The following is a 25,395-nucleotide window of genomic DNA, read 5'->3' as shown; positions in this document are numbered from 1 at the left end:
AGCGGCATGATCGACCGCCGCGATTTCGAGGACACAGGCCGGGCGTGGATCCGCAATGCGATCCCGCCGGGCGACCTCATAAAACTCGCGAATGGATTCCAGACCAAGGGCCGGGCGGGAGACCGTCCGGCCTTTGACTCCCCGGTCTCAGAATACTTCCTGGGGCCGAATCCCGTTTCAGGCATTGCCGGATCACTTGGTCTTGATCCGGTTCCGGTGCGGCTCGCCGTTTTCAACAAGACCGATGCGTTCAACTGGTCTGTGCCGTGGCACCAGGACCGCGTGATCGCCGTATCCGCACACCATGAACTGCCAGACCACAAGGCCTGGCTGCCGAAGGACGGCTATTGGCACGTCGAGCCGCCGGTCTCCATACTTGAGAGGATGATCTTTGTCCGGTTGCATATTGATGCCGCCGACGAGACCAATGGTTGTCTCCAGCTGGCGCTCGGATCATACAAGGCAGGCCGGGTGCCGGCAGGCGAAGCCGCTGCATTTGCGGAATCTTGCCCTATCGAATCCTGCCCAGCCCAGTCCGGAGACCTACTGGTGGTGAAGGCACTCACCCTACATCGGTCATCATCTTCAAGGTCGGCAATGCAAAGGCGTGCTGTACGGGTCGACTATGCAGACCGGAGCGCCCTCAACGCACCCCTGCGATGGGCGCTAGATGTGGCCTGACAGGCCCTTCCCCCGCCGTCACCACTTGTCTCCTTCTACCGGAGGGCTAGGCTCTCCATCATGAACCTCGATTTCAGCCCCGAAACGGAAGCCTTCCGCAGTAAAGTCCGCGCCTTTTTCGAGACGGACTTTCCAAAAGACATCCTCGCGAAGAACAAGGCGGGCGAGGCGCTGACTACGGCGGAAGTCCGCAAGTCGGAAATGGCGCTCGGCGCAAAGGGCTGGCTCGCCTCGGCCTGGCCGGAAGAGTATGGCGGCCCCGGCTGGTCGGTCGAGGAACAATACGTCTTTGACGAGGAACTGGAACGCGCCGGCGTGCCAACCGTCACGCCAATGGGCGTCGTCTATGTTGGCCCTGTTATCTACACGTTCGGATCGGACGCACAGAAGGAAAAATGGCTGCCCGGCATCCGCGACGGCTCGGTTGGCTGGGCGCAGGGGTATTCCGAGCCGGGTTCGGGCTCAGACCTTGCCTCACTCCAGTTCAGCGCCGTACTGGAGAATGGCGCCTACACGCTGAATGGCCACAAGATCTGGACGTCCGCCGCCCAGCATGCCGACTGGATTTTCCTGCTCACGCGCACCTCGGATGCCGGCAAGAAGCAGGAGGGTATCACCTTCATCTGCTGCCCGATTGATGCGCCGGGCGTGACCGTCAAGCCGATCATCACGATCGACGGCAAGCATGTGCTGAACGAGGTTTTCTTTGATGATGTCACTGTGCCGGAAGACCACCGCATCGGTGAAGAGGGCAAGGGCTGGACCTATTCGCAATACCTGCTCGGTTTCGAGCGCACCTCCTATGCCCGGATCGGCGGCAAGCGCGCCATGCTGCGCCATGTGCGCGATATCGCCCGCGCCCTGCCCGAAAGCGGCAATCACCGCCTGATCGATGATGCGGGATTTGCCCGCAAGCTGACCGAGGCCGAGATGGCGGTCGACGGGCTGGAGATGACCGTTTTCCGCATTCTCTCGGCGCTCTCCGCAGGCGGATCACCGGGCGATGCGGCCTCGACCGTCAAGATCCTGGCCACCACAACCCACCAGCAGATCACGGAATTGATGCTGGAGGCGGCCGGCCATTTCGGGCAGCCCTTCGGCAAGTCGGGGGAATTGCCAGACAGCCTGCCCGCCTATGCCGCGCCGGATGTGGCGACCTATTTCGGCGGGCGGGCACAATCGATCTATGGCGGTACGAACGAGATCCAGCGTAACATCATCGCCAAGAAGGTGCTTGGGCTTTAACGGTCCACACCGTCAAAAGTCGTAGGCGATGCCCTTGCGCTCCCAGTCGCCATACCGGGTCGGCTCGATCTTGCGGGGGCCACCCCGTTCGTCTTCGGGCAGGGCGGCCGCATCGGCGGCTTCTTTCGCCTTGCGGGCATCGGCCTCTTCCAGGGCCCGGCGCGCGGCTTCGGGCAGCGACTTGCGGCGCTCGATTTCAGCCGCATCAGGAAAGTCCGGTGTGTGCATTTGCACTCCCCAATTCGTTAACAATCCCCATATAGGTTGTGTGGGACTTTAAACATCCCCCAGACTGAAACCACCGGAGACGTGTCACCCATGGGTACCGCAAAAACCTTCATGTTGCTGGCTGCGCTGACCGCGCTGTTCATGGCGGTCGGGTATCTTGTCGGGGGCGTTCCGGGCATGGTGATTGCCTTCGCCGTGGCCGCCGTGATGAATGTGTTCTCCTGGTGGAATGCCGACAAGATCGTGCTGCGCATGCAAGGCGCCAAGGAGGTGACGCCGGAGACGTCTTCCCCCATGCTGCGGACCTTTGCCAATGATGTAGCGCGCATGGCCGAACGTGCCGGTCTGCCGGCCCCGCGTGTCTATGTGATCGAGACACCGCAGCCGAATGCATTTGCCACCGGCCGGAACCCCGAAAATGCCGCCGTCGCGGCCACGTCCGGCCTGCTGGGCTCCCTCACCCGCGAGGAAGTCGCCGGCGTCATGGCGCATGAACTGGCGCACGTCCAGAATCGCGACACGCTGACCATGACCGTCACGGCCACGATTGCCGGCGCCATTGGCATGCTGGCCAATTTCGCCATGTTCTTCGGCCGGGAACGGTCCGGCCTGCTGGGATCGCTGGCGATCATGATCTTCGCCCCCATGGCCGCCGCCCTCGTCCAGATGGCGATCAGCCGGTCACGCGAATACGAGGCCGACAAGCGCGGCGCCGAAATCTGCGGCAACCCGCTCTGGCTGGCGTCCGCGCTGCAGAAGATCGAACGGGGCGCCCGCGCCTCGGTCAACATGGCCGCCGAACGCAATCCGGCCATGGCACACATGTACATTGCCAACCCCCTGAACGGACGCGGCGCCGACAATCTGTTCTCCACCCATCCGGCCACTGCCAACCGGATCGAGGCCCTGCGCCGCATGGCTGCAGAAATGGGCGTTTCTTCCGAAGCCGCCGAAGCCCCGCGCCGGCAAGCCGGCCCGTGGGGCTGAGGGAAAGCCTGATCCGATGACTGGTGCCCTGCCCCGGCGCGCAGCCGCCGAACTGCTGATGCTGACCCTGGACAGCCGCCGCACGCTGGACGAGGCCATGGTGAAGTCCGAAAGCTTCAATGCGCTGGAAGGCCCGGACCGTGGCTTTGCCCGTGCAATTGCCAGCGCGGCCCTGCGCGAACTGGGCCGGATAGATGCCGCCCTCTCCCCCCTTCTGTCCCGGCCCCTGGAAGCGGCCAGCCCGGCCATTCGCGCCCTGTTGCGGGCAGGCGCGGTGCAGCTGTGGCGGCTGGAAACACCGCCCCATGCCGCCGTGTCGCAAACGGTGGAAGCCGCCAAGGACTGGCCGGAGGCGCGCTCCGGCGGGAGCTTTCTGAACGCCGTGCTGCGCCGGGTCGCCGAGACCGATCCCGGCCTCGATGCGATGCCGGCCACAGCCATATGGCCTGACTGGCTGGCGCGGCGTTTCGCCGAAGATCTCGGACCGGACGCGGCCGAGCAGCTGGCGCGGCACCAGCTGGCCGAACCGCCGATCTTTCTGTCGGCGCGCAGCGATGCTGCCGAGATTGCCCGCCACACTGGCGGGGAACTCATGGAAAGCGGATCCGTGCGCCTGACAGGCGCGGCCATCGAATCCCTGCCCGGCTTCGAGACCGGCGACTGGTGGGTGCAGGACGCCGCCGCAGCTTTGCCGGCGAAACTGCTGGCCGCCGGTCCCGGCGACCATGTGGTGGACCTGTGCGCGGCGCCCGGCGGAAAGACCCTGCAACTGGCCGCCACCGGCGCGCGGGTGACGGCGGTCGACCGGTCGAAACCCCGGCTGGAACGGCTGAAGGAAAACCTCGCCCGCACGGACCTGTCCGCAGAAGTGGTGGCCGCCGATGCAGACACCTGGCGTCCGCCTGCGCAGGTCGACAAATTGCTGCTGGATGCGCCCTGTTCGGCCCTCGGCACGCTGCGCCGTCACCCGGAAGGCGCCTGGATCAAGCGGGAAACCGAGATCGACCGCTTTCCCGCTGCACAGGCCCGCCTGCTGGACGCTGCTGCGGAGATGGTCGCGCCGGGCGGCATCGTGATCTATTGCGTCTGCACGCCGCTGAAGGCGGAAGGCCGCGACATTGTCGAGGCAGCGCTCGCCGGCGGACGCTTCAGGCGGCACCCGGTCCATGCGGACGAGGTGCCTGGCTTCGGGCATTGCGTGACGCCGGAGGGGGATGTGCTCACCCTGCCGCAGGAGGGCGCGGGCCATGATGCGTTTCATGTTTCGCGCCTCGTGCGGGTTTGACCGCGTTCAAACTGGCATGGTTGCCAATTTGTAAAATGACTTGCCACAAAAAGGTCTTGCAGAGTTCATCTGCCATTCAGGGCCGTTTGTGCAAAAATGGCTTATCCAATGTGCAGGGAGCACTTCTCATGATTACCACTTTTTCCCCTCGCAAGGCTGCCGTCGGCGCATTCGCTGCCCTGACCCTGACGCTTGCGGGCTGCGCGAGCAGCTATGGCGCGGGAACGGCCACGCCCGGCGCGGTCGGTCAGGCCTCGACGGTCTATCACGGCACCGTGACATCCGTGCGCCAAGTGACCATCCAGTCCGACCGCTCGCTGATCGGCACGGCCACCGGCGCTGTGCTGGGCGGCCTCGCCGGATCGGAACTCGGTGGCGGTGACAAGGCCCAGACGGCCGGTGCCATCGGTGGCGCCGTGCTGGGCGGCATTGCGGGCAATGAAGCCGGCAAGGCGCTCGGCAAGTCCCAGGGCTACGCCTATATCGTGCGGTTCTCGACCGGCGATGTGAAGGAGATCATTCAGGGCGCGGACGTCTACATCGCCCCCGGCACCCCGGTCGACATCATTGCCGGTGCCGATGGCTGGAAACTGGTTCCGGCTGCGCGCTACTAGTCTTCGCAGACACCCAATTCAGGCAGCCGGCCACCTTGTGTGGCCGGCTGTTCCAGCTTAGGGAGTCCCCATGCGTGACGTGCTGATTTCCCCCTCGATCCTTTCTGCGGACTTTTCCTGTCTCGGAGAGGAAATTGCCGCCATCGATCAGGCTGGCGCAGACATGATCCATATCGATGTGATGGATGGCCATTTCGTGCCGAACCTCACATTCGGACCACCGGTGATCGAAAAGCTGCGCAAATGCAGCGACAAGCCGTTCGACGTTCACCTGATGATCGCGCCGGTCGATCCGTTCATTGCCGCCTTCGCAAAGGCGGGCGCCAACATCCTGACGGTACACCCGGAAGCAGGACCGCACATTCACCGCACGCTGCAGGCCATTCGCGCCGCAGGCATGAAGCCGGGCATCGCCCTGAATCCGGGCACTCCGGCCAGCCTTGTCGAACCTGTCCTGGACGATATCGACCTGATCCTGGTCATGTCCGTCAATCCCGGATTTGGCGGCCAGGCCTTTATCGACAGCCAGCTGCGCAAGGTCGAACAGCTGCGCCACATGATCGACCAGACGGGACGCGACATCATTCTGGAGATCGATGGCGGCCTGAACGCCGAGACTGCCCCAAAAGCGGTCGCTGCCGGGGTAAATGCCATCGTGGCCGGATCAGCCGTTTTCAAGGGCGGCGCATCGGCCTATGCTGAGAATATCAGGTCTCTGAGACCGACTGCGAAAGTATAGTTCTGGACGGAATGGACGGTGGACGTGGGAGGCGGAGACAGCGAAATCCTGGCCGACCGCACGAGAACCGGCGCCGATGACGCCGCTCTCTGGCGGAGATTCCGGGGCGCCTATGGCGATGATGCCAAGGTCGCCGCGATGCAGAAATCGCAATTGCCCGGTCCTGTCCCGGAGCGGTTTTCCCACCATCTGACCCGGTTGGTGCCCGCCGATGACCGGCGCGGTGAAGCCCTGATGCAGGACATCTGGCGAATCGGCATGGAGCGATTGACCCTGTCGCCCGGCCAACCGCCCTGGTCCATCCCCCTGCCCTCAAAGCATTTTGCCGACCGGTTGCACCGATTCTCATGGTTGCCCGACCTGTTCGAGCAAGGCCCGGAAGGCGCCAGCCGCGCGATCCGCTTCGTGGATGACTGGATTGTGGCGCATGGCAGCTTCAACGGCTTTTCCTGGCGTCTCGCCCCGACAGCCGTGCGCTGCTGGAACTGGATGCTGTGCGGACCGGAACTGTTCGAAACCGGACCGGAGGAAGCCCGTCTGGCGCGGCTGGATTGCCTCGTGCGCCAGATCCGCTACCTGGCTGCGCAGGTCGATGCGGCGACAGATCCGAAGGCCCGCTGGTTCGGCTCCGTCGCAATCGTGGCCGCGGCATTGTGCGTCGACCGGGTGATGAGCCTGGACGCCGCCCTGGAGCGTCTGGACGCGGAATGCACTGCCCAGATACTGCCGGATGGCGGCCATGTCAGCCGCAGCCCGTCGCGCGGACTGAATGCCTTCGTGCATCTGCTGACGCTTCAGGACCTGTTCCACCAGGCCGGCCACCCGGTACCGGACTTCTTTGGAAAATGGATTCCGCGCATGGGGGCGATGGTTGCCTTCTTCCGGTGCGGCGACGGCGCCCTCAGCCCGTTCAATGATGGAGACGAGGCCCGGCCGGAAGTCGTCGAAGCGGCCCTGGCCCAATTGCCCAGCCCGCCGCGACGATTCACCTTCGCCCCCAAATCCGGTTACCAGAAACTCGAAAAGTCCGGCCTTCGGCTGATCCTGGACTGCGGGGAAGCGCCGGAGCGCCCGTTCGGGGATTTCGCCCATGCCGGCGCCCTGGGCTTCGACCTGTCGGATGGAGACCGGCGTCTCGTCACGTCATGCGGTTACAGCGCAGAAGTGAATGTGGACTGGCAGGCCGCCGTGCGGCGCACGGGCGCGCATTCCACGCTCATTCTGGCCGGTCGGGATTCCTCGACCTTTTCCATGAATGACGAATCCCGCCTGCTGTCTGCGCAAGGTCCGGTGGGCATTTCCGCAAAGCGGCTGGAAGAGGCCGACGAGATCTGGCTGGACGCCCAGCATGGTGGCTACAAGGCAGCGTGCGGCCTTCTGCACAGACGGCGAATCTTCATGTCAGGAGACGGCCAGAGACTGACAGGCGAGGATTCTCTTGTCAGACCCGTCTCACAACCCCCCTCAGATGACCGCAAGTTCATTGGTTTTGAAATCCGCTTTCATTTACACCCCACCGTCACGGCGATAATGGGTAGAGATGCGATTCGACTTGTGTGCGACGATGGCACCGTCTGGAAATTCAAGACCAGCCATGAAGGCGCCCGTCTTGAACGTACGGTTTATCTGGCACGCGGTGTGGTTGAAAGACCGGAACAAATCGTTATGGCTGGATTTGCGGATCCAAACGGGGACGGACAACAGCCTCCAAACTGTGTCCGCTGGGCGTTTCTGAAGGAAAGATCAGCATGACACCAAAGCAGGCCGCCCGACGCGCCATGGCGCTGACCCTCGGTTTTGACATCTGTGTTGCGATGTTCGCCATGGCCTTTTCGGGGCTGCTCGTCTGGTCTTCGGAATCCCCGCGGACCGACCTGCCCCTGAATTCGATCCTGATCAGCTCTGCCTTCTTTGGCGCCTCCGTGGCCCTGTCCTTCCTGATCCTGGGTATCCAGAAGCAGGTCTGGCGCCATATGGGCTGGCCCGATGCCGTCCGCATCTTCCAGGCCGTATGCCTGGCTGCGCTGATCTACCTGCCGGTCATGCTGATGCTGAACGGCCTGCTCGCGACGCCATTTGCGACATTGAGCGCAGCGCTCGTATTGTGGACCATCGGCCTGTTCGCGGGCCGCATGTTTGCCCTGTCGCGCACCACGCACGAGCCGTTCCAGATTTTCAGCCCGGTCGCCAAGAACGGCCAGCCGGTCCTGCTGGTCGGGGACTCACAAAGCTGCGTCCACGTCATCCGGCGTATCCAGTCCTCAGCCCAAAGCAGCAAGATCCGAATTCTGGGGCTGGTGGACATTGCGCCAACGGAACCCGGACGCGCCATTCGCGGTATTCCGATCCTCGGCTCTCTGGATGAGCTGGGCTCATTGATCGAAGTGTTGACCGTGCGCTACCGGCAAACTCCGTGGGTGGCGGTGACGGGCGCAGCGCGCAAACGGGAAACCACGATCCGCGTCCTTGAGATGGCGTCCGACCATGGCGCCGAAATCATGGCCCTCAGTCGCGACGAGACTGCTCAGGTGCTGGAGCCCGTGCGCCCGGCAGACCTGCTGTCCCGCCCGGAACGCCATTTGTGCATCGAGCCGGTGCGCAACCTGATGAGCAACGCCAATGTGCTGGTCACCGGCGGCGGCGGAACGATCGGGTCGGAACTGACCCGGCAGGTGGCCCAGCTGGGTCCCGCCGCGCTGACCGTGATGGATGCATCGGAATACAATCTCTATTCCATCGATCTCGACCTGGCCGGCATTCTGCCGCCTGGCCGCCATGTTGCCCGACTCGGCGATGTGCGCGACATCAATCGCGTGAAGGATATCTTCACCCGCGCCAAGCCTGACGTGGTGATCCATGCCGCAGCACTGAAACATGTGCCGCTGATGGAGCGGAACATTTGTGAAGCGGTGCTGACCAATGTGGCCGGGGCGGTCAACGCGGCAGAGGCCGCCGCTGCGGTCGGCGCGCGCAGCTTCGTGTTCATTTCCACCGACAAGGCCGTCGACCCGGACAATGTCATGGGCGCCACCAAGCGCCTTGCAGAGATTGCCATTTCCCGGATCGCCGCCAAGACCGGCATGGCAGCCTCGATCGTGCGCTTCGGAAATGTGCTCGGCTCGTCGGGCTCCGTCGTGCCGCTGTTCGAGCGGCAGATCGCTGCCGGCGGCCCCGTGACGCTGACCGATCCCGGCGTGACCCGCTATTTCATGACCGTCGAAGAAGCGTCGTCGCTGGTGCTGCAATCCGCAGCCCTTCAAAAGAACGGCTCCGAAACCGGGCTCTATGTCCTGGACATGGGTGAGCCGATGCCGATCCTGCAGCTGGCCGAGACGATGATCCGCATGAAGGGACTGGTGCCCGGGGTCGACATCAAGATCACGACGACCGGCCTGCGTGACGGCGAGAAGATGCACGAAGTGCTGACCTATGAGCATGAGGCCGTGGTGCAGACTGCAGTCGATGGCGTGTGGCAGGTGGAGAACCTGCACGAGCCGTCTGAACTGTTCGAGAAGCGGCTGGCGGAGCTGATCGAGGCAGCATCGCGGCGCGAACGGTCCGAAGCCTTGCGCCTGCTGGGTGTGCTCGTGCCGGAGTATACCAGCGATACCGCACAAAAGGCGCGACGCTGGAGCGCTTGACGCGCGCCCCCTTCGTGCTACGCCGCGCGCAAACCCAGCCTGCGCCAGAGGATTTCCTGACATGACCGACGCCGCCACCCGCGGAGCTCCCGTTCGCATTCGCCGTGCCCTTCTGTCCGTTTCCGACAAGACGGGACTGGTCGAACAGGCCCAGAAGCTCGCCGCGATGGGCGTCGAACTCGTCTCGACCGGCGGTACGTCGAAACTGCTGAAGGAGGCCGGGCTGGAGGTGAAGGATGTTGCGGACCTCACCGGCTTCCCGGAAATGATGGATGGCCGCGTGAAGACGCTGCACCCGGCCGTGCATGGCGGCCTGCTCTATCTGCGCGACAACCCTTCGCATGTGAAGGACGCCGAAACCCATGGCATCGGCGCGATCGACCTGATCTATGTGAACCTCTATCCGTTCGAGGCCACGGTCGCGTCAGGTGCGGATTTCGACACTTGTATCGAGAACATCGACATCGGCGGCCCGGCCATGCTGCGGGCAGCGGCGAAGAATGGTGCGTTCGTCGCCGTGTGTACGGATGGTGGAGACGTGGACGCCGTGCTGGGGGAAATGGAAGCTGCGCAGGGGGAGGTGAGTGTCGGCCTGTGCCGCAAGCTGGCGGCCAAGACCTATGCCCGCACGGCCGCCTATGACGCGGCCATCTCGGCCTGGTATGCCGAGCAGCTGGGCGAGACGGCGCCGGACTGGGCTGCCCTTGGCGGCAAGCTGCAGCAATCCCTGCGCTATGGCGAAAACCCGCACCAGAAGGCGGCCTTCTATGTCACGGGCGAGAAACGCCCCGGCGTCGCCACCGCCCGTCAGCTGCAGGGCAAGGAACTGTCCTACAACAACATCAACGACACCGACGCGGCCTACGAGCTGATTGGCGAACTCGGCAATGAAACGCCGGCGGTGGCCATCATCAAACACGCCAATCCGTGCGGGGTCGCCCAGGGCACCAGCATCATCGAGGCCTATCGCGCGGCCCTGGCCTGCGATTCCACCTCGGCCTTCGGCGGCATTGTCGCCCTCAATCGTCCGCTGGATGAAGACACCGCACGAGAGATTTCGCAAATCTTCACGGAAGTCGTGATCGCGCCTGGCGCAGATGCTGCGGCCGAAGCCGTATTCGCGAAGAAAAAGAACCTCCGCCTCCTGATTACTGAAGGGCTGCCGGATCCAGCGGCGCCGGGCCGGTTCGTGAAGACGGTTGCCGGCGGCTTCCTGATGCAGGACCGTGACTTCGGACGCATCACCCGGGACGATCTCAAGATCGTCACGAAGAAAGCCCCGTCGGAGCAGGAACTGGAAGACATGCTCTTCGCCTGGCGCGTGGCCAAGCATGTGAAGTCCAACACGATCATCTATGCGAAGGATGGCGCAACCGTCGGGATTGGCGCCGGTCAGATGAGCCGCATCGATTCCGCCCGGATTGCCGCCCGCAAGGCGGAGGACGCCGCCGAGGCGGCAGGCTGGGACGAACCGAAAACAAAGGGCTGCGTTGCCGCATCCGATGCCTTCTTCCCGTTCCCGGATGGTCTGCTCCAGGCCGCCTCTGCGGGCGCCACCGCCGTGATCCAACCCGGCGGCTCCATTCGTGATGATGACGTGATCGCTGCCGCAGACGAGGCTGGCCTTGCCATGGTGTTCACCGGCATGCGCCATTTCCGTCACTAGACATGCGGCGCGCGACCTTCCTTTTCCTGCTGGCGTTTCTGGGATCGGCCTGCTCCCAGCCGACCGTCGAGGAGTCGGAATTCTTCAGCCGTCTGACGGCGCTGTGTGGCCAGGCATTCGAGGGTCGCATTGTCAGTGAAGATGCCGCCGACGATGCCTGGCGGGCTGAACGAATCGTGATGCATGTCCGGGACTGTTCGCAGGACGAAATACGCGTACCGCTGCATGTCGGGGAGGATCGCTCCCGCACCTGGGTCATCCACCGGGAAGATGATCGCCTTGCCCTGCACCATGACCATCGCCATGAAGATGGCAGCCCGGATGCGGTGACCTGGTATGGCGGGACACGCGACGACCGGTTCAGCGGCAGCCGGCTTAACTTCCCGGCGGACGCGGCAACGAAAACCCTGTTCGATGCCGAGGGCATCCCTCAGTCGAAGGAAAATGTCTGGGCCATCGAAGTGCGACCGTCACATACATTGTTCGCCTATGAGATGGCGCGTCCGAACCGGTTCTTCCGCATTGAATTCGACACATCGGCGCCGGTCGATGCGCCACCCGCGCCGTGGGGTGCGGACTAGCGCACCTACAGGCGGAAGCTGCCCTTGATCACCGTGACAGAACTGCCGATCAGCTTGACCCGGTCACCTTGCAGGGTCGTATCGATCCGCGCGCCACGTCCGGGAAAGGCCTGATGGCACGATAGCTGATCCAGTCCGAACCGCTCGCTCATCACGCGGGCGAGCATGGTGTGCCAACTGCCCGTGGCCGGGTCCTCGTCAATGCCGCTGCCGGGCGCAAAGAACCGGCTGGTCACGTCGACACCGGTCCCGCCTGCTGCGAAACAGCCGAAATTGCCCCGGTCCCACCCGTCTCCCGGCACGCCGAGATCCTTCAGGGCTTTCAGGTCCGGTTTCAGCCCGGTCACGTCTTCCGGAGTTTCGAAGCGCGCCGCATAGAACATGCCACCCCAGGCCTGTACGGGACGCGCACCGAGCGCTGCGGCGACCTCATCCGTCACCGGAATTTCCGTGACTGGCGCGGAGGGAAAATCCATTTCCAACTGGCCGTCCGCCAGCCGGCGGACTGTCAGCCTTCCGGACTTTACCGTGTCGAAGGCAATCATATCACCGGCAAAGCCGAGTTCCTCGAACAGGACATGCGCCGTGCCGAGCGTGGCGTGCCCGCACAGGGGCACTTCGACGGCGGGCGTAAACCAGCGCAGCGTCCAGACTCCCTCCCCTGCGGGAACGATATAGGCCGTCTCGGCGACATTATTTTCCGCCGCGATGGCCTGAAGCGTCTCGTCCGGCAGAAACTTGTCCAGCGGCATGACACAGGCCTGATTCCCCTCGAACGGTTTCGATGCGAACGCGTCGACCTGATAGAATGGCAATTCGGGCATGGCGGGCTCTCCAGTCAAGGCAATCTCAATGCCATGCCGGCGCCATGGGGAAAAACGATGAATTCTGAAGGGTTGTTGAGCGGCCCTATTCGGCGTCCAGCACCCAGCCATGATGCACCGGCCCGTGACCGCCCCCAAAGCCCTTGGCTTCGCGGATGGCCTGCAACAGATAGTCCCGCGCCTGTTCAACCGAGTCCGGAACACTGACCCCCTGTGCGAGCAGGGCTGCAATGGCCGAGGCCAGCGTACACCCTGTTCCATGCGTCGAACGCGTCTCGATGCGAGGGCTTTCGAAAATCCATTCACCGGTCGTGGTTTGCAGAACGTCGGTGATGACGCTTCCGCCAATATGACCGCCCTTGACCAGTGCGCCATTGGCGCCGAGTTCAAGCAGGGCTTCCGCCGCCCGTCGCTGTCCGCTGACGGTTTCGACCGCCTTGCCGGTCAGGACTTCCGCCTCCGGCGCATTCGGCGTCACAAGGCGCGCGCCAGGCACAAGTTCCGACCGGATCGCTTCGACGGCCTTTGCATCCACCAACCGGTCACCGGACGTGGCCACCATCACCGGATCGATGACACGTGGCACCAGATGCGCATGCGCGGACAGGCATTCCGCCACCGCTTCGACCAGTGGGGCCGTACCGAGCATGCCGGTCTTGATGGCATCCCCACCAATGTCGGACAGGGTGACCTGCATCTGGCCGACCACCGCCTCGACCGGCACAGGCCAGACGCCCTGCACGCCGTGCGTGTTCTGTACGGTGATTGCCGTAATGGCGGTCATGGCATAGCCGCCAAGCATGCTGACGGCCTTGATATCGGCCTGTATGCCCGCACCGCCGCCGGAATCGGATCCGGCGATGATGAGAACCCGCCCTTGCGGACCGTCAGCCTGCGTCATGGCAATCAGACCTTGATGCCGGCCTTTTCAGCGTCCGCGAGGAAGGCCTCCAGACCCTTGTCAGTCAGCGGATGCTTGACCAGGCCCTTGATGACCGCGGGGGGCATCGTGGCGACGTCTGCGCCTGCCAGAGCCGACAGTTTCACATGATTGGCCGTGCGGATCGACGCGGCGAGGATTTCCGTGTCGAACAGGTAATTGTCATAGATCTGGCGAATGTCGCTGATCAGTTCCATGCCGTCGACATTGATGTCGTCGAGGCGGCCGATGAAGGGCGAGATGAAAGTGGCGCCGGCCTTGGCAGCCAGCAGGGCCTGATTGGCCGAGAAGCAGAGCGTCACATTCACCATGGTGCCGTCGTCCGACAGGGTGCGGCAGGCCTTGAGGCCGTCGAGGGTCAGCGGCAGCTTCACGGCAACGTTGTCAGCGATCTTCGCCAATTTGCGGCCTTCGCTGATCATCCCGTCATAATCGGTGGCGACCACTTCGGCGCTGACCGGTCCGGAAACAATGTCACAGATTTCCTTGATGACTTCGGCAAAGGGGCGACCGGACTTGGCAACCAGCGACGGGTTCGTGGTGACCCCGTCGATCAGGCCGGTGGCAGCCAGCTCGGCAATGTCACCCGTATCCGCGGTATCTACGAAGAATTTCATGTTTTAGCGTCCTGTTTTCCTGGCGTCTCAGATCGTCGGGCGGCCGATGGAGGTATACTGGAATCCGCGGCCCGCCATGTCCTCAGGTGAATAGATGTTCCGGAGGTCAACCACAATGTTTGAATTGAGGGCGTCCTTGATCCGGTCGAGGTCCAGCGCGCGGAACTGGTCCCACTCGGTCACGATCACCATGGCATCGGCATCCTGCACGGCGTCATAGGCGTTCTTGGCGAATTCAATGTCGCTGAGCAGGTGCGCCGCTTCCTCCATCGCTTCCGGATCGAAGGCACGGATGGTCGCGCCAGCCGCCTGAAGCGCCGGAATGATGTCCAGGCTCGGCGCATCGCGCATGTCGTCGGTGTTCTGCTTGAAGGCCAGGCCCAGCACACCGATCGTCTTGCCCTTCACGTCGCCGCCCATGGCCTGGATCACCTTGTCGGCCATCGCCTTCTTGCGGGCCGCATTGACCTCGACCACGGTGTCGACGATGCGGACGGGAGAATTGTAGTCGTTTGCCGTCTTGGTCAGCGCCAGCGTATCCTTCGGAAAGCACGAGCCGCCATAGCCGGGGCCTGCGTTCAGGAATTTCTTGCCGATCCGGCCGTCAAGGCCGATGCCGCGGGACACTTCCTGGACATTCGCGCCGACCTTCTCGCAGAGATCCGCCATCTCGTTGATGAAGGTGATCTTCACGGCGAGGAAGGCATTGGCCGCATATTTGATCAGTTCCGACGTCCGGCGCGCCGTGAACAGGATGGGCGTCTCGTTCAGGAAGAGCGGGCGATACAGTTCGCGCATCACTTCGCGCGCGCGCTCATCATCCGTGCCGACCACGACCCGGTCCGGAATCTTGAAATCCTTGATGGCGGCGCCTTCACGCAGGAATTCGGGATTGGACACAACGGCGAAATCGCCATCGGGCCGCTTCTTGCGAATGATCTCTTCCACTTCGTCCCCGGTGCCAACCGGAACGGTGGATTTGGTGACGATGACCGTAAAGCCATCCATCAATTCGGCGATCTCTTCCGCGGCAGCGTAGACATAAGAGAGGTCTGCATGGCCATCGCCCCGGCGGGACGGCGTGCCCACGGCGATGAACACCGCATCGGCATCGCGGATCGCGTCCTTCGCCTCGGTCGTGAAGAACAGGCGCTCTTCCTTGACGTTTTTCTCAACCAGGCTGTCGAGGCCCGGCTCGTAGATCGGCATGATGCCGGCCTCGAGCTTCTCGATCTTGGAGGCGTCCTTGTCGACACACGTCACGACGTGCCCGAAATCGGCAAAACAGGCCCCGCTCACAAGGCCGACATAGCCTGTCCCAATCATCGCAACGCGCATGAGTTTCCCTCACTACAATCTAACCATCCGGATTGGCCGCGAGGGGTGCGATTTTTGTGCCAATCGGTCAAGGGGGCGGGTGCTCTGGCACCTGACTGGCCGACAAAAAAAGTCCCGGAAATCCGGTTGACGGACGCAGAGGCCAGGCGCAAGATCAAAACGTGAACAACCAAGGGGGCGCATGGCGCACATGACCGATCTGACCTTCTACACGAATCCGATGTCTCGTGGCCGTATTGCCCGCTGGATGCTGGAGGAGACCGGCGCGGATTATGACACCGTGCTGCTGCGCTACGGGCCGGAGATGCAGTCGGATGACTACAAGGCCATCAATCCGATGATGAAAGTGCCCGCCATCGTCCATAAGGGAAAGACCGTGACAGAGTGCGGGGCGATCTGCACCTATCTCGCCGAGGCCTTTCCGGATGCACAACTGGCGCCCCTGCCGGAGGAACGCGCCGATTATTATCGCTGGATGTTCTTTGCCGCCGGGCCCTGGGAACAGGCCAGCACGAACAAGGCCATGGGCTTTGAAGTGACCTCGGAACATTCCGGCATGGCAGGATATGGCGATTTCGACCGCACGCTCGCCACGCTGGCCACGGTCGTCGATGACCGGCCCTATATCTGCGGTGAGCGGTTTACCGCAGCCGACATCTATGTCGGTTCGCAGATTGCGTGGGGCGTGCAGTTCGGCACCATCCCGGAAACCCCCGCCTTGAAAGACTATATCGCGCGCGGCATGGCCCGCCCCGCCTTCCAGCGTGCCGCCGAAAAGGACAACGCCGAAATGGACGGGTACGGACCGGAAACTCCGCCTGCCAATACCTGATCAGATTTCCTGATTGTAGGCGCCGACTTCCGGATGCTTGCCGAGGCGCGGTTTCACTTCCTTGTGGAAGAGATCGCGCATGTCGTCCTCACTGGTCATGGATTCGACCACGACCACGAGCTCCGGCTTGTTCGAAGAGGCACGCACCAGCACCCATGATCCGTCTTCCAGGGTCACGCGGGCGCCGTTGACCGTGTTCACATCAACGACCTTCCGTCCAAGGATTTCCGTGCCGTTCAGGCCCTTGTATTCCTCGACCATCTTGTCGACGATACCGTATTTGGTTTCGTCATCACAATGCGGCGACATGGTGAGCGAGGTGTAGGCAACGCCCAGTTCCCCCTTCAGGTCCGCCATGGTCTTTCCAGGATTACGATCCAGCATCTCCAGCACCGCCTTGGCGGCCACCAGGCCATCATCATAGCCCAGCCCGATCGGGTCCCGGAAGAAGAAGTGGCCGGACTTTTCAAAGCCCGCCAGTGCGCCGAGTTCCGTTGTACGACGTTTGATATAGGAGTGACCGGTCTTGTAATAGTCGACCGTTGCGCCGTTTTCCTGCAGGACCGGGTCTGTCTTGTAGAGACCGGTCGACTTCACATCGACTACAAATTTCGCATTTGGATAGATCTTCGACAGGTCCCGCGCCAGCATCAGGCCAATCTTGTCAGCGAAGATTTCCTCGCCCGTATTGTCGACCACGCCGCAGCGATCCCCGTCACCGTCAAAGCCGAGCGCCACGTCGGCACCAGTCTCGCGCAGCATGTCGGCCATCGCGTGCAGCATCTTGGAGTCTTCCGGATTCGGATTGTATTTCGGGAAGGTCATGTCGAGATTGCAATCCATCTCGATGACGTCTGCGCCCATCATGCGCAGGGCGTCCGGGGCAAAGGCGCCAGCCGTGCCGTTTCCGCAGGCCGCAATGACTTTCAGAGGGCGCGACAGTTTCGTGTCGCCCACCACGGCCTTGATGTATTTTTCCCGCAGGCCGTCCACGCGGTGATGTGCGCCCCCTGCCCGCGGCTGGAAGTCGCCGCCCATGACGATTTCCTTCAGGCGTCCCATTTCGTCCGGCCCGAAGGTCAGCGGCCGGTTGGCGCCCATTTTCACGCCCGTCCAGCCATTTTCATTGTGGCTGGCCGTGACCATGGCGCAGCATGGCACATCCAGTTCGAACTGGCTCCAATAGACCATGGGGGACAGCGCGAGGCCGACATCGAGAACTTCGCATCCGCCCTGCACGAGGCCGAGGATCAGCGCGTTCTTGATGGGTTGGCTGATCGAGCGGAAATCATGGCCGGTGACCACTTTGGGTTCGACGCCAAGCTCGTGGAACAGGGTTGCCATGCCGAGGCCCAGCGCCTGGACGCCGGTCAGGTTCAGTTCCGGAGCCTTTTCCTTGCCGATGCCATTGAACCACCAGCGGGCATCATATTCGCGAAAGCCGGTTGGCTTCACCAGCGGAAGGATTTCGAATTCCAGCGTGTTCGGCTGAATGTCAGCCAGCGGTTTGGGCATCATGAGTCTTGCATCTCCAGGCTTTGTGCGTCCCTACACAAAATGTGTGTCATTTCGAATAGGCCATGCATGCTACGCGCCATAGGCCGGAAAACATGACCCTTTGTTAATCATCCAATTCGTGGCCCCGTCCGTACCCCTGATGACAGCAACCATGTCACACAGGAAGGACCCCTCCATGAAATATGCATGCTTCACTCTCTCGGTTGCGGCCGTCGCCTTGTTTGCCACGCCGGCAATGGCGCAGGATTGGTATGCTGGCGGCTCCGTCAGCTATGTCGACCAGTCCGACAGCGACAATTCCGGCACGACCGGCGCCTTCACGACCGGCAACCTCGGAGACGGCACCACGCTCGATGTCGCGGCGGGAACGCCGTATGGCTGGAACACCGAATTCGACAATGGCACGGGCTTCAGCGCGGAAGTCGGCGCCAGATACGGCAATGGATTCCGCAGCGGCGTGGAAGTTTCCTTCACCAGCGTCGACGTGGAAACACATTCCGGCGTGACTCTGGGCGGCGGCAGCATCGACGCTCTGGACGCCGCGTCGATCGCCGGCAGCCCGACACCGCTTGGCGCCACCGTCGCAGACGTTGTGGCTGACGGACGGGGCGACCTGTCCAGCACGTCGCTGTTCGCCAATGTTTACTATGACTTTAACCGTGCCGGCACGGTTCAGCCCTATGCCGGGGCCGGCATCGGGTTCTCGGATGTGGACGTCAAATACAATCCGTCCGGCGTCGGCGTGATCGATGATGGCGAAACCAAGTTTGCCTATCAGGTGAAGGCCGGCCTGACCTGGCTGGTGACGGATACCTGGGAAGTCTACGGCGAATATGCCTATCGCGCGACCGAGGATATCGAGGTCAACAATGACCTGTTCCCCGGCACGCTGGACATCGAGAACCAGCAGAACCTGTTCTCGATCGGTGCCCGCTACCGTTTCGGCTAGCGCCGTGTTGAAATGAACCGGGCGATCCAGGCGCCGAGCCGCTGATTGTCGAGCGGCTCTTCCAGGCTCTGGATCGCCATGTCCACCGCCGTCTCCGACAGGGGACGCCCCTTCCGGATCGTGTACAGCGCGGCCGAATAGTCGGCGTTGAATTCCGGGTGGCACTGGAAGGAAATCGCCGGCGTCTTGCCATAATCCAGCGCCGCATAGGGCGCAAAGTCCGACCGCGCCAGCACATGCGCGCCGGGCGGCAGCGCCACGACCTGGTCCTGATGGCTGACCGGTACGGAAATCCTGTCCGGGCAATCCCCGTTCATCCAGTCCGGACAAGTGCGCACATCATAGGTGTGGCGCCCGATGCCCCAGCCCTTGTCGGATTTCTCCACCTTGCCGCCCAGAGCCTCGGCCATGACCTGATGGCCAAAACAGATGCCGACCATGGGGATTCCGGCAGCTGCCGCGTCCCGAATGAACTGCATCAGGGGCGCAATCCACGGTTCATCATCATACACCCCAGCCGGTGACCCGGTGATCAGGATGGCATCCAGGGATGCCGCTTCCGGCAAGGCGTCGCCCTTGATGACCGAGACGGTCTCGAATGCCAGATCCGGCGCTTCGGGAGAGATCAGCTGCCGGAACATGTCCGGATAGTCGGCGAAATCGGCGCGGATCGGCTCCGGAACGAGGCCGGTCTCGATAATGGTCAGGGTCATTCAGGATCAATCACTCAATACGGAAAACGGGGTCGGGCCGGTGTCCGCCTGGCTGATCCAGGCATCGATCCGGGCGTCCAGCACATCGAGTGGCACCGCACCGTTTTCAAGCACCGCATCATGGAAATCTCGAATGTCGAACCGGTCGCCCAGCGCCTGCTCGGCGCGTGCGCGCAGTTCGCGGATTTTCAACTCGCCCACCTTGTAGGCCACAGCCTGTCCCGGCCAGCCGATATAACGGGTCACTTCGGTCTGGATGTTCAGCGGCGCCAGGGCGGAATTCTCGACAAAACAGGCCTCGGCCCGGGCGCGGGTCCAGCCATACCAGTGCAGGCCTGTATCAGCGACCAACCGGCAGGCGCGCCACATCTCGTAGGACAATGCGCCGAACCGCTCATAAGGCGTCTCGTAGATGCCGGCCTCACCTGCGATGCGTTCGGCATAGAGCCCCCACCCTTCCCCGAAGGCGGTGGCATAGTAGTGCTTCCGGAAATCCGGCTGGTCGCTCATTTCCTGAGCGAGCGTGATCTGGAGGTGATGACCGGGCACGGCCTCATGTGCCGACAGGGCGGGCAGTTCGTAGAGCGGACGCTGGTCCAGCGCGTAAGTGTTCACCAGATAGATGCCGAGACGCCCTTCTTCCGGATCGCCTGACACATAGCGGCCAGTCGTATAACCCGGCGCAATGGCATCCGGCACCGGCTGAACCTCAAAATCGAGCTGCGGCAGCGTGCCGAAATAGTCGGGCAACATGGCGCGCAGCCGACCGGAAATCTCCTCTGCCGCCGCCATCAGCTCTTCGGCCGACGCGGCATAGAATTGCGGATCTGTGCGCAGATAGATTAGGAACTCCTCGAAACTGCCCTCGAAGCCGATCTCTGCAATCACGGCCTCCATCTCGGCGCGGATACGGGCCACTTCGGTCTGGCCCAGCATATGAATGTCTTCCGGCGTATAGCCTGCGCCAGCCGTGTAATGCTCCACCGCTGCGGCGTAGACATCCTGACCGCCTTCCAGCGCGGCGATGCCAGCGCCCTGCCGGAGATGCGGCCGATAGTCGATTTCCAGGAAGCGCCAGACATCGAGATAGGCCGCGATCGCCCGCACCGTCGCGGCGCGCCCTTCTGCCTGCAGCCGCGCAGCGGTCGCCGGGTCCATGTCTTCCGGAAGCGACAGGAAGGGCGCATACAGGCTGCTGTCTTCCGGATCGTCCACAACCTGCTCCCGGATCTGGTCGATCACGGTTTCAAGCGGGTCGCGATAGGCGGTCCAGCCGGTATCGATGCCACGGCGCATATTGTCGACATGGTCTGCGAAATAGCGGGGCACATCATTCAACCGTGCGATCCAGGCTTCAGCCGCCTCGACACTGTCCAGTTCGGTCTGCATGGCTGCAAAGATCGGCTCTGCATGAAAGCCCCAATCGCCCGTGAAGGGGATACGCGCCGAATCGGTCTCGACCCACATGATGTCGGATGTCAGGAGCCGAATCAGGATGGCCTGGTCGATGTCGCGGTCGGTTTCAGCTTTTTTCACGTCCGCCAGAAGCGCGCGCGCCGACTCTGCCTGAGCGGCGAGAACAGCCGGCCGGACATCCGGCCAACGGTCCGGTGAAACCTCTGCATCCTTTGCTGCAGCGTCAGGGCTCGCCTGCCGGACATGCGCCTCATAGGCCGGGACTAGCGTGTCCAGCGGGTCGGCCAGAGCGACCGGTGATACGACCCCTACGGCAAGTGCAAAAAGAAAAGGTTTCATATTGTCGCTCCCTAGCCCTGCAGCGTTGACAGGATCATAGAGACACCTAGAACCCAAGCAAAAGCGTTCATTGCAGGCAAGCAAGGTCATCCCTCATGACAAGCACTTCCCGGGCAGATACCCGCCCATTGTCGCCGCATCTTCAGATCTGGCGATTCCACATCACGATGGCGGCGTCCATCACCCACCGCTTCACAGGCATGGCCCTGTATTTCGGCACTTTTCTGATCACCGCATGGATTCTGGCGCTCGCCACCGGCGCGGGCTGGTACAGCCTGATCGAGACGGTGATTTCGGCCTGGTACGGCCAGGTCATCCTGTTCCTCTGGGCCGTGGCGGTCCTGTACCACTTCCTGAACGGCATCCGGCACCTGCTCTGGGATGGTCCGCATATCGGCTTTGACCCGAAAACAGCCAGCACTGTTTCGGTCCTGATCTATGCGGTTTCAGTTATCGGCGCTGCAGCAATCTTTGCTGCCACGACCTGGCTCTAGGAGGCGACTGACATGGCATCGAACAATTTCGTCACTCCTGCCAAGGCAGCCCGCGGCCTCGGTTCGGCTAAGTCCGGCACGGAGACCCATATCCGCCAGCGCGTCTCGGCGATTGCGCTGATCTTCCTGGTTCCGTGGTTCGTCTATTCGATCATCAATGCGATGAGCGGCGATCTCGCTTCAGCGCAGGCCTGGGCCGCACAGCCCTGGAACGCGATCCTGTTGATCCTGACCGCCGGCGCGGCGTTCTATCACATGCGGATCGGTATGCAGGTGGTGATCGAGGACTATATCGCAAAAACGGGAACCAAGTCGGCCCTGCTGATCCTGAACAGCTTTGCGTGCATCGCGCTGTTCGTGACTGTGGCCCTGTCGGTTCTCAAACTCTGGATTGGCGCAGGCGCCTAGAGCCTGCGGGAGAAGCAACACGATGAGCAATTACACCTGGACCGACCATACCTATGATGTCGTGGTCGTCGGCGCCGGCGGCTCCGGCCTCCGTGCAGCCCTGGGCGCGGCGCAGGCCGGCCTGAAAACGGCCTGTATCTCGAAAGTCTTCCCGACCCGGTCGCACACGGTTGCGGCGCAGGGCGGCATTGCCGCTTCGCTGGGCAATATGGGCGAAGATGACTGGCGCTGGCACATGTACGACACCGTGAAGGGGTCGGACTGGCTGGGCGACCAGGACGCAATCGAATATCTCTGCCGCGAGGCGCCGGCCGCTGTGTACGAGCTGGAACATTGGGGCATGCCCTTCTCGCGGACCGAGGAAGGCAAGATCTATCAGCGTGCCTTTGGCGGCATGACCCGCGAATTCGGCAAGGGCCCGGTGCAGCGCACCTGCGCCGCCGCCGACCGGACCGGCCACGCCATGCTGCACACATTGTACGGCCAGTGCGTCAAGGAAGAGACCGAGTTCTTCATCGAGTATTTCGCGCTTGACCTGATCATGGATGAGGAAGGCGCCTGCCGCGGTGTGACCGCCTGGAAACTGGATGACGGCACGCTGCACCGCTTCCGCGCGCAAAAGGTTGTTCTGGCGACCGGCGGCTATGGCCGCGCGTTCTTCTCCTGTACGTCTGCCCACACCTGCACAGGCGATGGCAATGCGATGGTGCTGCGCGCTGGCCTGCCGCTGCAGGACATGGAATTCGTGCAGTTCCACCCGACCGGCATCTATGGCTCCGGCTGCCTGATCACCGAGGGCTCGCGCGGCGAAGGCGGCTATCTGACCAATTCCGAAGGCGAACGCTTCATGGAGCGCTACGCCCCGTCCGCCAAGGACCTCGCCTCCCGCGACGTCGTCTCGCGCGCGATGACAATGGAAATCCGCGAAGGCCGCGGTGTCGGCCCGGAAAAGGATCACATCCACCTGCACCTTGAACACCTTGGCGCAGACGTGCTGGCGGCCCGCCTGCCCGGCATTTCGGAAACGGCAAAGATCTTTGCCGGTGTCGATGTCACGAAAGAGCCGATCCCGGTGCTGCCGACGGTCCACTACAATATGGGCGGCATTCCGACCAATTATCACGGCGAAGTGCTGACCAAGAAGAATGGTGACCCGGACTCGGTTGTTCCCGGCCTGATGGCCGTTGGCGAAGCGGCCTGTGTCTCGGTTCACGGCGCCAATCGTCTCGGCTCCAACTCGCTCATCGACCTTGTCGTGTTCGGCCGCGCAGCCGGCCAGCGCTGCGGCGCGACCACCGAAGCCGGCGCAACCCAGCCGGAACTGCCGAAAGGCGCGACCGACAAGCATCTCGAGCGTCTGGATCGCCTGCGCAATGCATCGGGTGACCAGCCGGTTGCGAAACTGCGCCTCGAAATGCAGAAGGCGATGCAGAACAATTGCGCCGTCTTCCGCACCGGCGACGTTCTCAAGGACGGCGTGGATGCCATCGAGGAAGTCTACAAGAAGGCGCCTGGCATTGATGTGAAGGATCGCGGCATGGTCTGGAACACCGACCTCGTCGAGGCGCTCGAATTCGACAATCTCATCGCCCAGGCGGCTGTGACGGTGAATTCGGCCTCCAACCGCCAGGAAAGCCGCGGCGCACATGCCCGCGAGGACTATTCAGAGCGCGATGACGAGACGTGGATGAAGCACACGCTGGCCTGGTGCGACGAGGCCGGCAAGGTCACGATCGACTATCGCGAAGTGCACAATTACACGCTCTCGAACGAAATCAGCTACATCGAGCCGAAGGCCCGGGTGTACTAAGGACAGCAAGGCACGCACGACATGGTACAGCTTACCCTCCCCAAAGGTTCCGCGCCGAAAAAAGGCAAGACCTGGCCCAAGCCGCAAGGCGCGACCAATCTTCGCCAGTTCAAGATCTATCGCTACAGCCCCGAAGAAGGCGGCAATCCGCGCTGGGATGTCTACTGGGTCGACATGGACAAGGCCGGCACGATGATCCTGGACGTGCTGTTCTACATCAAGAACACCATCGACCCGACTTTGGCCTTCCGCCGCTCCTGCCGTGAAGGCGTGTGTGGCTCCTGCGCGATGAACATTGCCGGCCAGAACACGATTGCCTGCACCAAGGGCTTTGACGAGCTGCCGGGCGGCGTGATTTCCATCGCGCCCCTGCCCCACCAGCCGGTGGTGAAGGACCTGATCCCGGACCTGACCAATTTCTACGCCCAGCACGCCTATGTTCAGCCCTATCTGAAGACGGTGACGCCGGAGCCGGAAAAGGAATGGAAGCAGTCCGAGGAAGACCGGGAAGAGCTGAATGGCCTCTATGAGTGCATTCTCTGCGCATCCTGCACGACCTCCTGCCCGTCCTATTGGTGGAATGGCGACAAGTATCTCGGCCCGGCCGCGCTGCTTCAGGCGTATCGCTGGCTGATCGACAGCCGCGATGAAGCCACCGGCGAGCGCCTCGACGATCTCGAGGATCCGTTCAAGCTGTATCGCTGCCATACGATCATGAACTGTGCACAGGTCTGCCCGAAAGGCCTGAACCCGGCCAAGGCGATCGCCAAGATCAAGCACATGATGGTGGAGCGGGTTTCCTAGGCCGCTTCGTCTGCATTGACGGCAAACACTTTTCGCAAACCCTCCGGACGGTCCATCGTTCGGAGGGTTTCGATCAATTGGGCGACATCGAATTCCCAGAGTGTGGTCGGCGGCATGGGGCGGATGACCTTGCCACCGAGCGCCTTGAACAGGTGATTTGCCTTGCGGTTTTCCGGCAGGGTTTCGGCTTCCAGCGTGGTGATCCCGCAGGCCCGGCACGACAGGGCCACCGACGCGATCAGCAGGCGGGACAGGCCGTGCGCCTGATACTGGTCCAGCACGCCCAGCGCCAGCTCGGCGCGGGAACTGCCTGGCTCGCTGCGGATGGCATGGGCAGCGGCCATCAGGGGCTGGCCCTCGGCATTCGAGTTCAGGATGCCCCAGGCGATGTGCCGGTCACCATCGGCATCCGCCAGCGTGTGCACGACCGCATCCGGGACTGGGTTGGCGCCGCTGAAGAAACGCAGATAGCGGGACTCCGGGGACATTTGCTCGAAAATCTTGCGGAAGCGCGGCTCGTCCTCCAGCCCGACCGGCCGCAGCAGCACGTCATGGCCAATGTCCAGCGACACCTGAAGAGGGGTATTGCACATATTTGCGCCAGCCTCCGTCCTGCGGTCCCCTGCCCCGAATCCGCACCGCACCGGCTGGCTTGATAGCGGCACCTCACGGGTGGGCCAAGTCTGCGATCTGACCGGTGAGGTTAGGGCCGGCGCGTGGAAAGGC

General features: G+C 62.7%; 25 protein-coding genes. 16 read left to right on the top strand and 9 right to left on the bottom strand.

The window, feature by feature from the left end; translation table 11 throughout:
- The first annotated feature begins 6 nt into the window (after window positions 1–6).
- Both HF955_RS07665 and HF955_RS07660 read left to right on the top strand, forming a co-directional pair.
- Window positions 7–681 carry a phytanoyl-CoA dioxygenase family protein gene (locus tag HF955_RS07665; RefSeq protein WP_291078937.1) on the top strand — a complete coding sequence of 225 codons (675 nt, stop codon included), beginning with the start codon at window positions 7–9 and terminating at the stop codon, window positions 679–681.
- A 60-nt stretch (window positions 682–741) separates the two neighbouring features.
- Complete coding sequence (locus HF955_RS07660; RefSeq protein WP_291078936.1) at window positions 742–1,926, top strand: acyl-CoA dehydrogenase family protein; 1,185 nt, start codon at window positions 742–744, stop codon at window positions 1,924–1,926.
- A gap of 12 nt (window positions 1,927–1,938) precedes the next feature.
- Here the strand turns inward: HF955_RS07660 and HF955_RS07655 are convergent, their stop codons facing one another.
- The gene (locus HF955_RS07655; protein ID WP_291078935.1) at window positions 1,939–2,154 is read right to left on the bottom strand and encodes a DUF1674 domain-containing protein; all 216 of its coding nucleotides are present in this window, start codon (window positions 2,152–2,154) and stop codon (window positions 1,939–1,941) included.
- Between the two features lie 90 nt (window positions 2,155–2,244).
- Between HF955_RS07655 and htpX the strand changes: the two genes are divergently transcribed.
- From htpX to HF955_RS07615, 8 genes are all read left to right on the top strand, one after another.
- Window positions 2,245–3,141, top strand: coding sequence for a zinc metalloprotease HtpX (htpX, locus tag HF955_RS07650; RefSeq protein ID WP_027838075.1), 897 nt, complete (start codon window positions 2,245–2,247; stop codon window positions 3,139–3,141).
- Window positions 3,142–3,157: 16 nt separating this feature from the next.
- A complete protein-coding gene (locus HF955_RS07645; RefSeq protein ID WP_291078934.1) occupies window positions 3,158–4,426 on the top strand; it encodes a transcription antitermination factor NusB in 1,269 nt (422 codons plus the stop codon).
- A gap of 128 nt (window positions 4,427–4,554) precedes the next feature.
- Window positions 4,555–5,040: a glycine zipper 2TM domain-containing protein gene (locus HF955_RS07640; RefSeq protein WP_027838077.1), complete on the top strand. Its 486-nt coding sequence runs from the start codon at window positions 4,555–4,557 to the stop codon at window positions 5,038–5,040.
- A gap of 70 nt (window positions 5,041–5,110) precedes the next feature.
- Window positions 5,111–5,779, top strand: a complete 669-nt coding sequence (gene rpe / locus HF955_RS07635; RefSeq protein ID WP_027838078.1) for a ribulose-phosphate 3-epimerase — start codon at window positions 5,111–5,113, stop codon at window positions 5,777–5,779.
- 18 nt (window positions 5,780–5,797) lie between these two features.
- Window positions 5,798–7,531 carry a heparinase II/III family protein gene (locus tag HF955_RS07630; RefSeq protein ID WP_291078933.1) on the top strand — a complete coding sequence of 578 codons (1,734 nt, stop codon included), beginning with the start codon at window positions 5,798–5,800 and terminating at the stop codon, window positions 7,529–7,531.
- A complete protein-coding gene (locus tag HF955_RS07625) occupies window positions 7,528–9,420 on the top strand; it encodes a polysaccharide biosynthesis protein (RefSeq protein ID WP_291078932.1) in 1,893 nt (630 codons plus the stop codon). The genes HF955_RS07630 and HF955_RS07625 overlap by 4 nt, the downstream gene beginning before the upstream one ends.
- Before the next feature lie 61 nt (window positions 9,421–9,481).
- A complete protein-coding gene (gene purH / locus HF955_RS07620; RefSeq protein WP_291078931.1) occupies window positions 9,482–11,086 on the top strand; it encodes a bifunctional phosphoribosylaminoimidazolecarboxamide formyltransferase/IMP cyclohydrolase in 1,605 nt (534 codons plus the stop codon).
- A gap of 2 nt (window positions 11,087–11,088) precedes the next feature.
- Entirely contained in the window at window positions 11,089–11,667 is a 579-nt protein-coding gene (locus HF955_RS07615) for a hypothetical protein (RefSeq protein WP_291078930.1), read from the top strand.
- 5 nt (window positions 11,668–11,672) lie between these two features.
- Here HF955_RS07615 and HF955_RS07610 read toward each other — a convergent pair whose 3' ends face one another.
- From HF955_RS07610 to HF955_RS07595, 4 genes are all read right to left on the bottom strand, one after another.
- Window positions 11,673–12,491, bottom strand: a complete 819-nt coding sequence (locus HF955_RS07610) for a PhzF family phenazine biosynthesis protein (RefSeq protein WP_291078929.1) — start codon at window positions 12,489–12,491, stop codon at window positions 11,673–11,675.
- Window positions 12,492–12,576: 85 nt separating this feature from the next.
- Entirely contained in the window at window positions 12,577–13,392 is an 816-nt protein-coding gene (thiD, locus tag HF955_RS07605) for a bifunctional hydroxymethylpyrimidine kinase/phosphomethylpyrimidine kinase (RefSeq protein ID WP_291078928.1), read from the bottom strand.
- Window positions 13,393–13,397: 5 nt separating this feature from the next.
- The gene (fsa, locus tag HF955_RS07600) at window positions 13,398–14,048 is read right to left on the bottom strand and encodes a fructose-6-phosphate aldolase (protein WP_027838084.1); all 651 of its coding nucleotides are present in this window, start codon (window positions 14,046–14,048) and stop codon (window positions 13,398–13,400) included.
- Window positions 14,049–14,075: 27 nt separating this feature from the next.
- Entirely contained in the window at window positions 14,076–15,386 is a 1,311-nt protein-coding gene (locus tag HF955_RS07595; protein WP_027838085.1) for a UDP-glucose/GDP-mannose dehydrogenase family protein, read from the bottom strand.
- A gap of 190 nt (window positions 15,387–15,576) precedes the next feature.
- Between HF955_RS07595 and HF955_RS07590 the strand changes: the two genes are divergently transcribed.
- Entirely contained in the window at window positions 15,577–16,218 is a 642-nt protein-coding gene (locus HF955_RS07590; RefSeq protein ID WP_291078927.1) for a glutathione S-transferase family protein, read from the top strand.
- On the opposite strand, the gene HF955_RS07585 is transcribed toward HF955_RS07590, so the two are convergent.
- Window positions 16,219–17,733 carry a phosphomannomutase/phosphoglucomutase gene (locus HF955_RS07585; RefSeq protein ID WP_367279781.1) on the bottom strand — a complete coding sequence of 505 codons (1,515 nt, stop codon included), beginning with the start codon at window positions 17,731–17,733 and terminating at the stop codon, window positions 16,219–16,221.
- Window positions 17,734–17,911: 178 nt separating this feature from the next.
- Between HF955_RS07585 and HF955_RS07580 the strand changes: the two genes are divergently transcribed.
- Entirely contained in the window at window positions 17,912–18,685 is a 774-nt protein-coding gene (locus HF955_RS07580; RefSeq protein WP_291078925.1) for a porin family protein, read from the top strand.
- Here the strand turns inward: HF955_RS07580 and HF955_RS07575 are convergent.
- Window positions 18,682–19,398 carry a type 1 glutamine amidotransferase gene (locus HF955_RS07575; RefSeq protein WP_291078924.1) on the bottom strand — a complete coding sequence of 239 codons (717 nt, stop codon included), beginning with the start codon at window positions 19,396–19,398 and terminating at the stop codon, window positions 18,682–18,684. The genes HF955_RS07580 and HF955_RS07575 overlap by 4 nt on opposite strands.
- A 6-nt stretch (window positions 19,399–19,404) precedes the next feature.
- Entirely contained in the window at window positions 19,405–21,153 is a 1,749-nt protein-coding gene (locus HF955_RS07570) for a DUF885 family protein (RefSeq protein WP_291078923.1), read from the bottom strand.
- A 95-nt stretch (window positions 21,154–21,248) separates the two neighbouring features.
- Here HF955_RS07570 and sdhC point away from each other — a divergent pair, with 95 nt between their 5' ends.
- From sdhC to HF955_RS07550, 4 genes are read left to right on the top strand one after another with little or no spacing between them, the layout of a single operon-like run.
- Entirely contained in the window at window positions 21,249–21,647 is a 399-nt protein-coding gene (gene sdhC / locus HF955_RS07565) for a succinate dehydrogenase, cytochrome b556 subunit (RefSeq protein WP_291078922.1), read from the top strand.
- Window positions 21,648–21,659: 12 nt separating this feature from the next.
- On the top strand, window positions 21,660–22,055 hold the full coding sequence (gene sdhD, locus HF955_RS07560) for a succinate dehydrogenase, hydrophobic membrane anchor protein (protein ID WP_027838090.1): 396 nt from the start codon (window positions 21,660–21,662) through the stop codon (window positions 22,053–22,055).
- A 22-nt stretch (window positions 22,056–22,077) separates the two neighbouring features.
- Window positions 22,078–23,865, top strand: coding sequence for a succinate dehydrogenase flavoprotein subunit (gene sdhA / locus HF955_RS07555; RefSeq protein WP_027838091.1), 1,788 nt, complete (start codon window positions 22,078–22,080; stop codon window positions 23,863–23,865).
- Between the two features lie 21 nt (window positions 23,866–23,886).
- Window positions 23,887–24,669 carry a succinate dehydrogenase iron-sulfur subunit gene (locus HF955_RS07550; RefSeq protein WP_027838092.1) on the top strand — a complete coding sequence of 261 codons (783 nt, stop codon included), beginning with the start codon at window positions 23,887–23,889 and terminating at the stop codon, window positions 24,667–24,669.
- On the opposite strand, the gene HF955_RS07545 is transcribed toward HF955_RS07550, so the two are convergent.
- The gene (locus HF955_RS07545) at window positions 24,666–25,262 is read right to left on the bottom strand and encodes a GNAT family N-acetyltransferase (RefSeq protein WP_291078921.1); all 597 of its coding nucleotides are present in this window, start codon (window positions 25,260–25,262) and stop codon (window positions 24,666–24,668) included. The genes HF955_RS07550 and HF955_RS07545 overlap by 4 nt on opposite strands.
- Window positions 25,263–25,395: the final 133 nt, after the last annotated feature.

This window comes from Hyphomonas sp., from assembly GCF_017792385.1.
GTDB lineage: Bacteria > Pseudomonadota > Alphaproteobacteria > Caulobacterales > Hyphomonadaceae > Hyphomonas.
The sequence above is the reverse complement of the archived record's forward strand: the minus strand, read 5'-3'. Positions and strand labels throughout refer to the sequence as shown.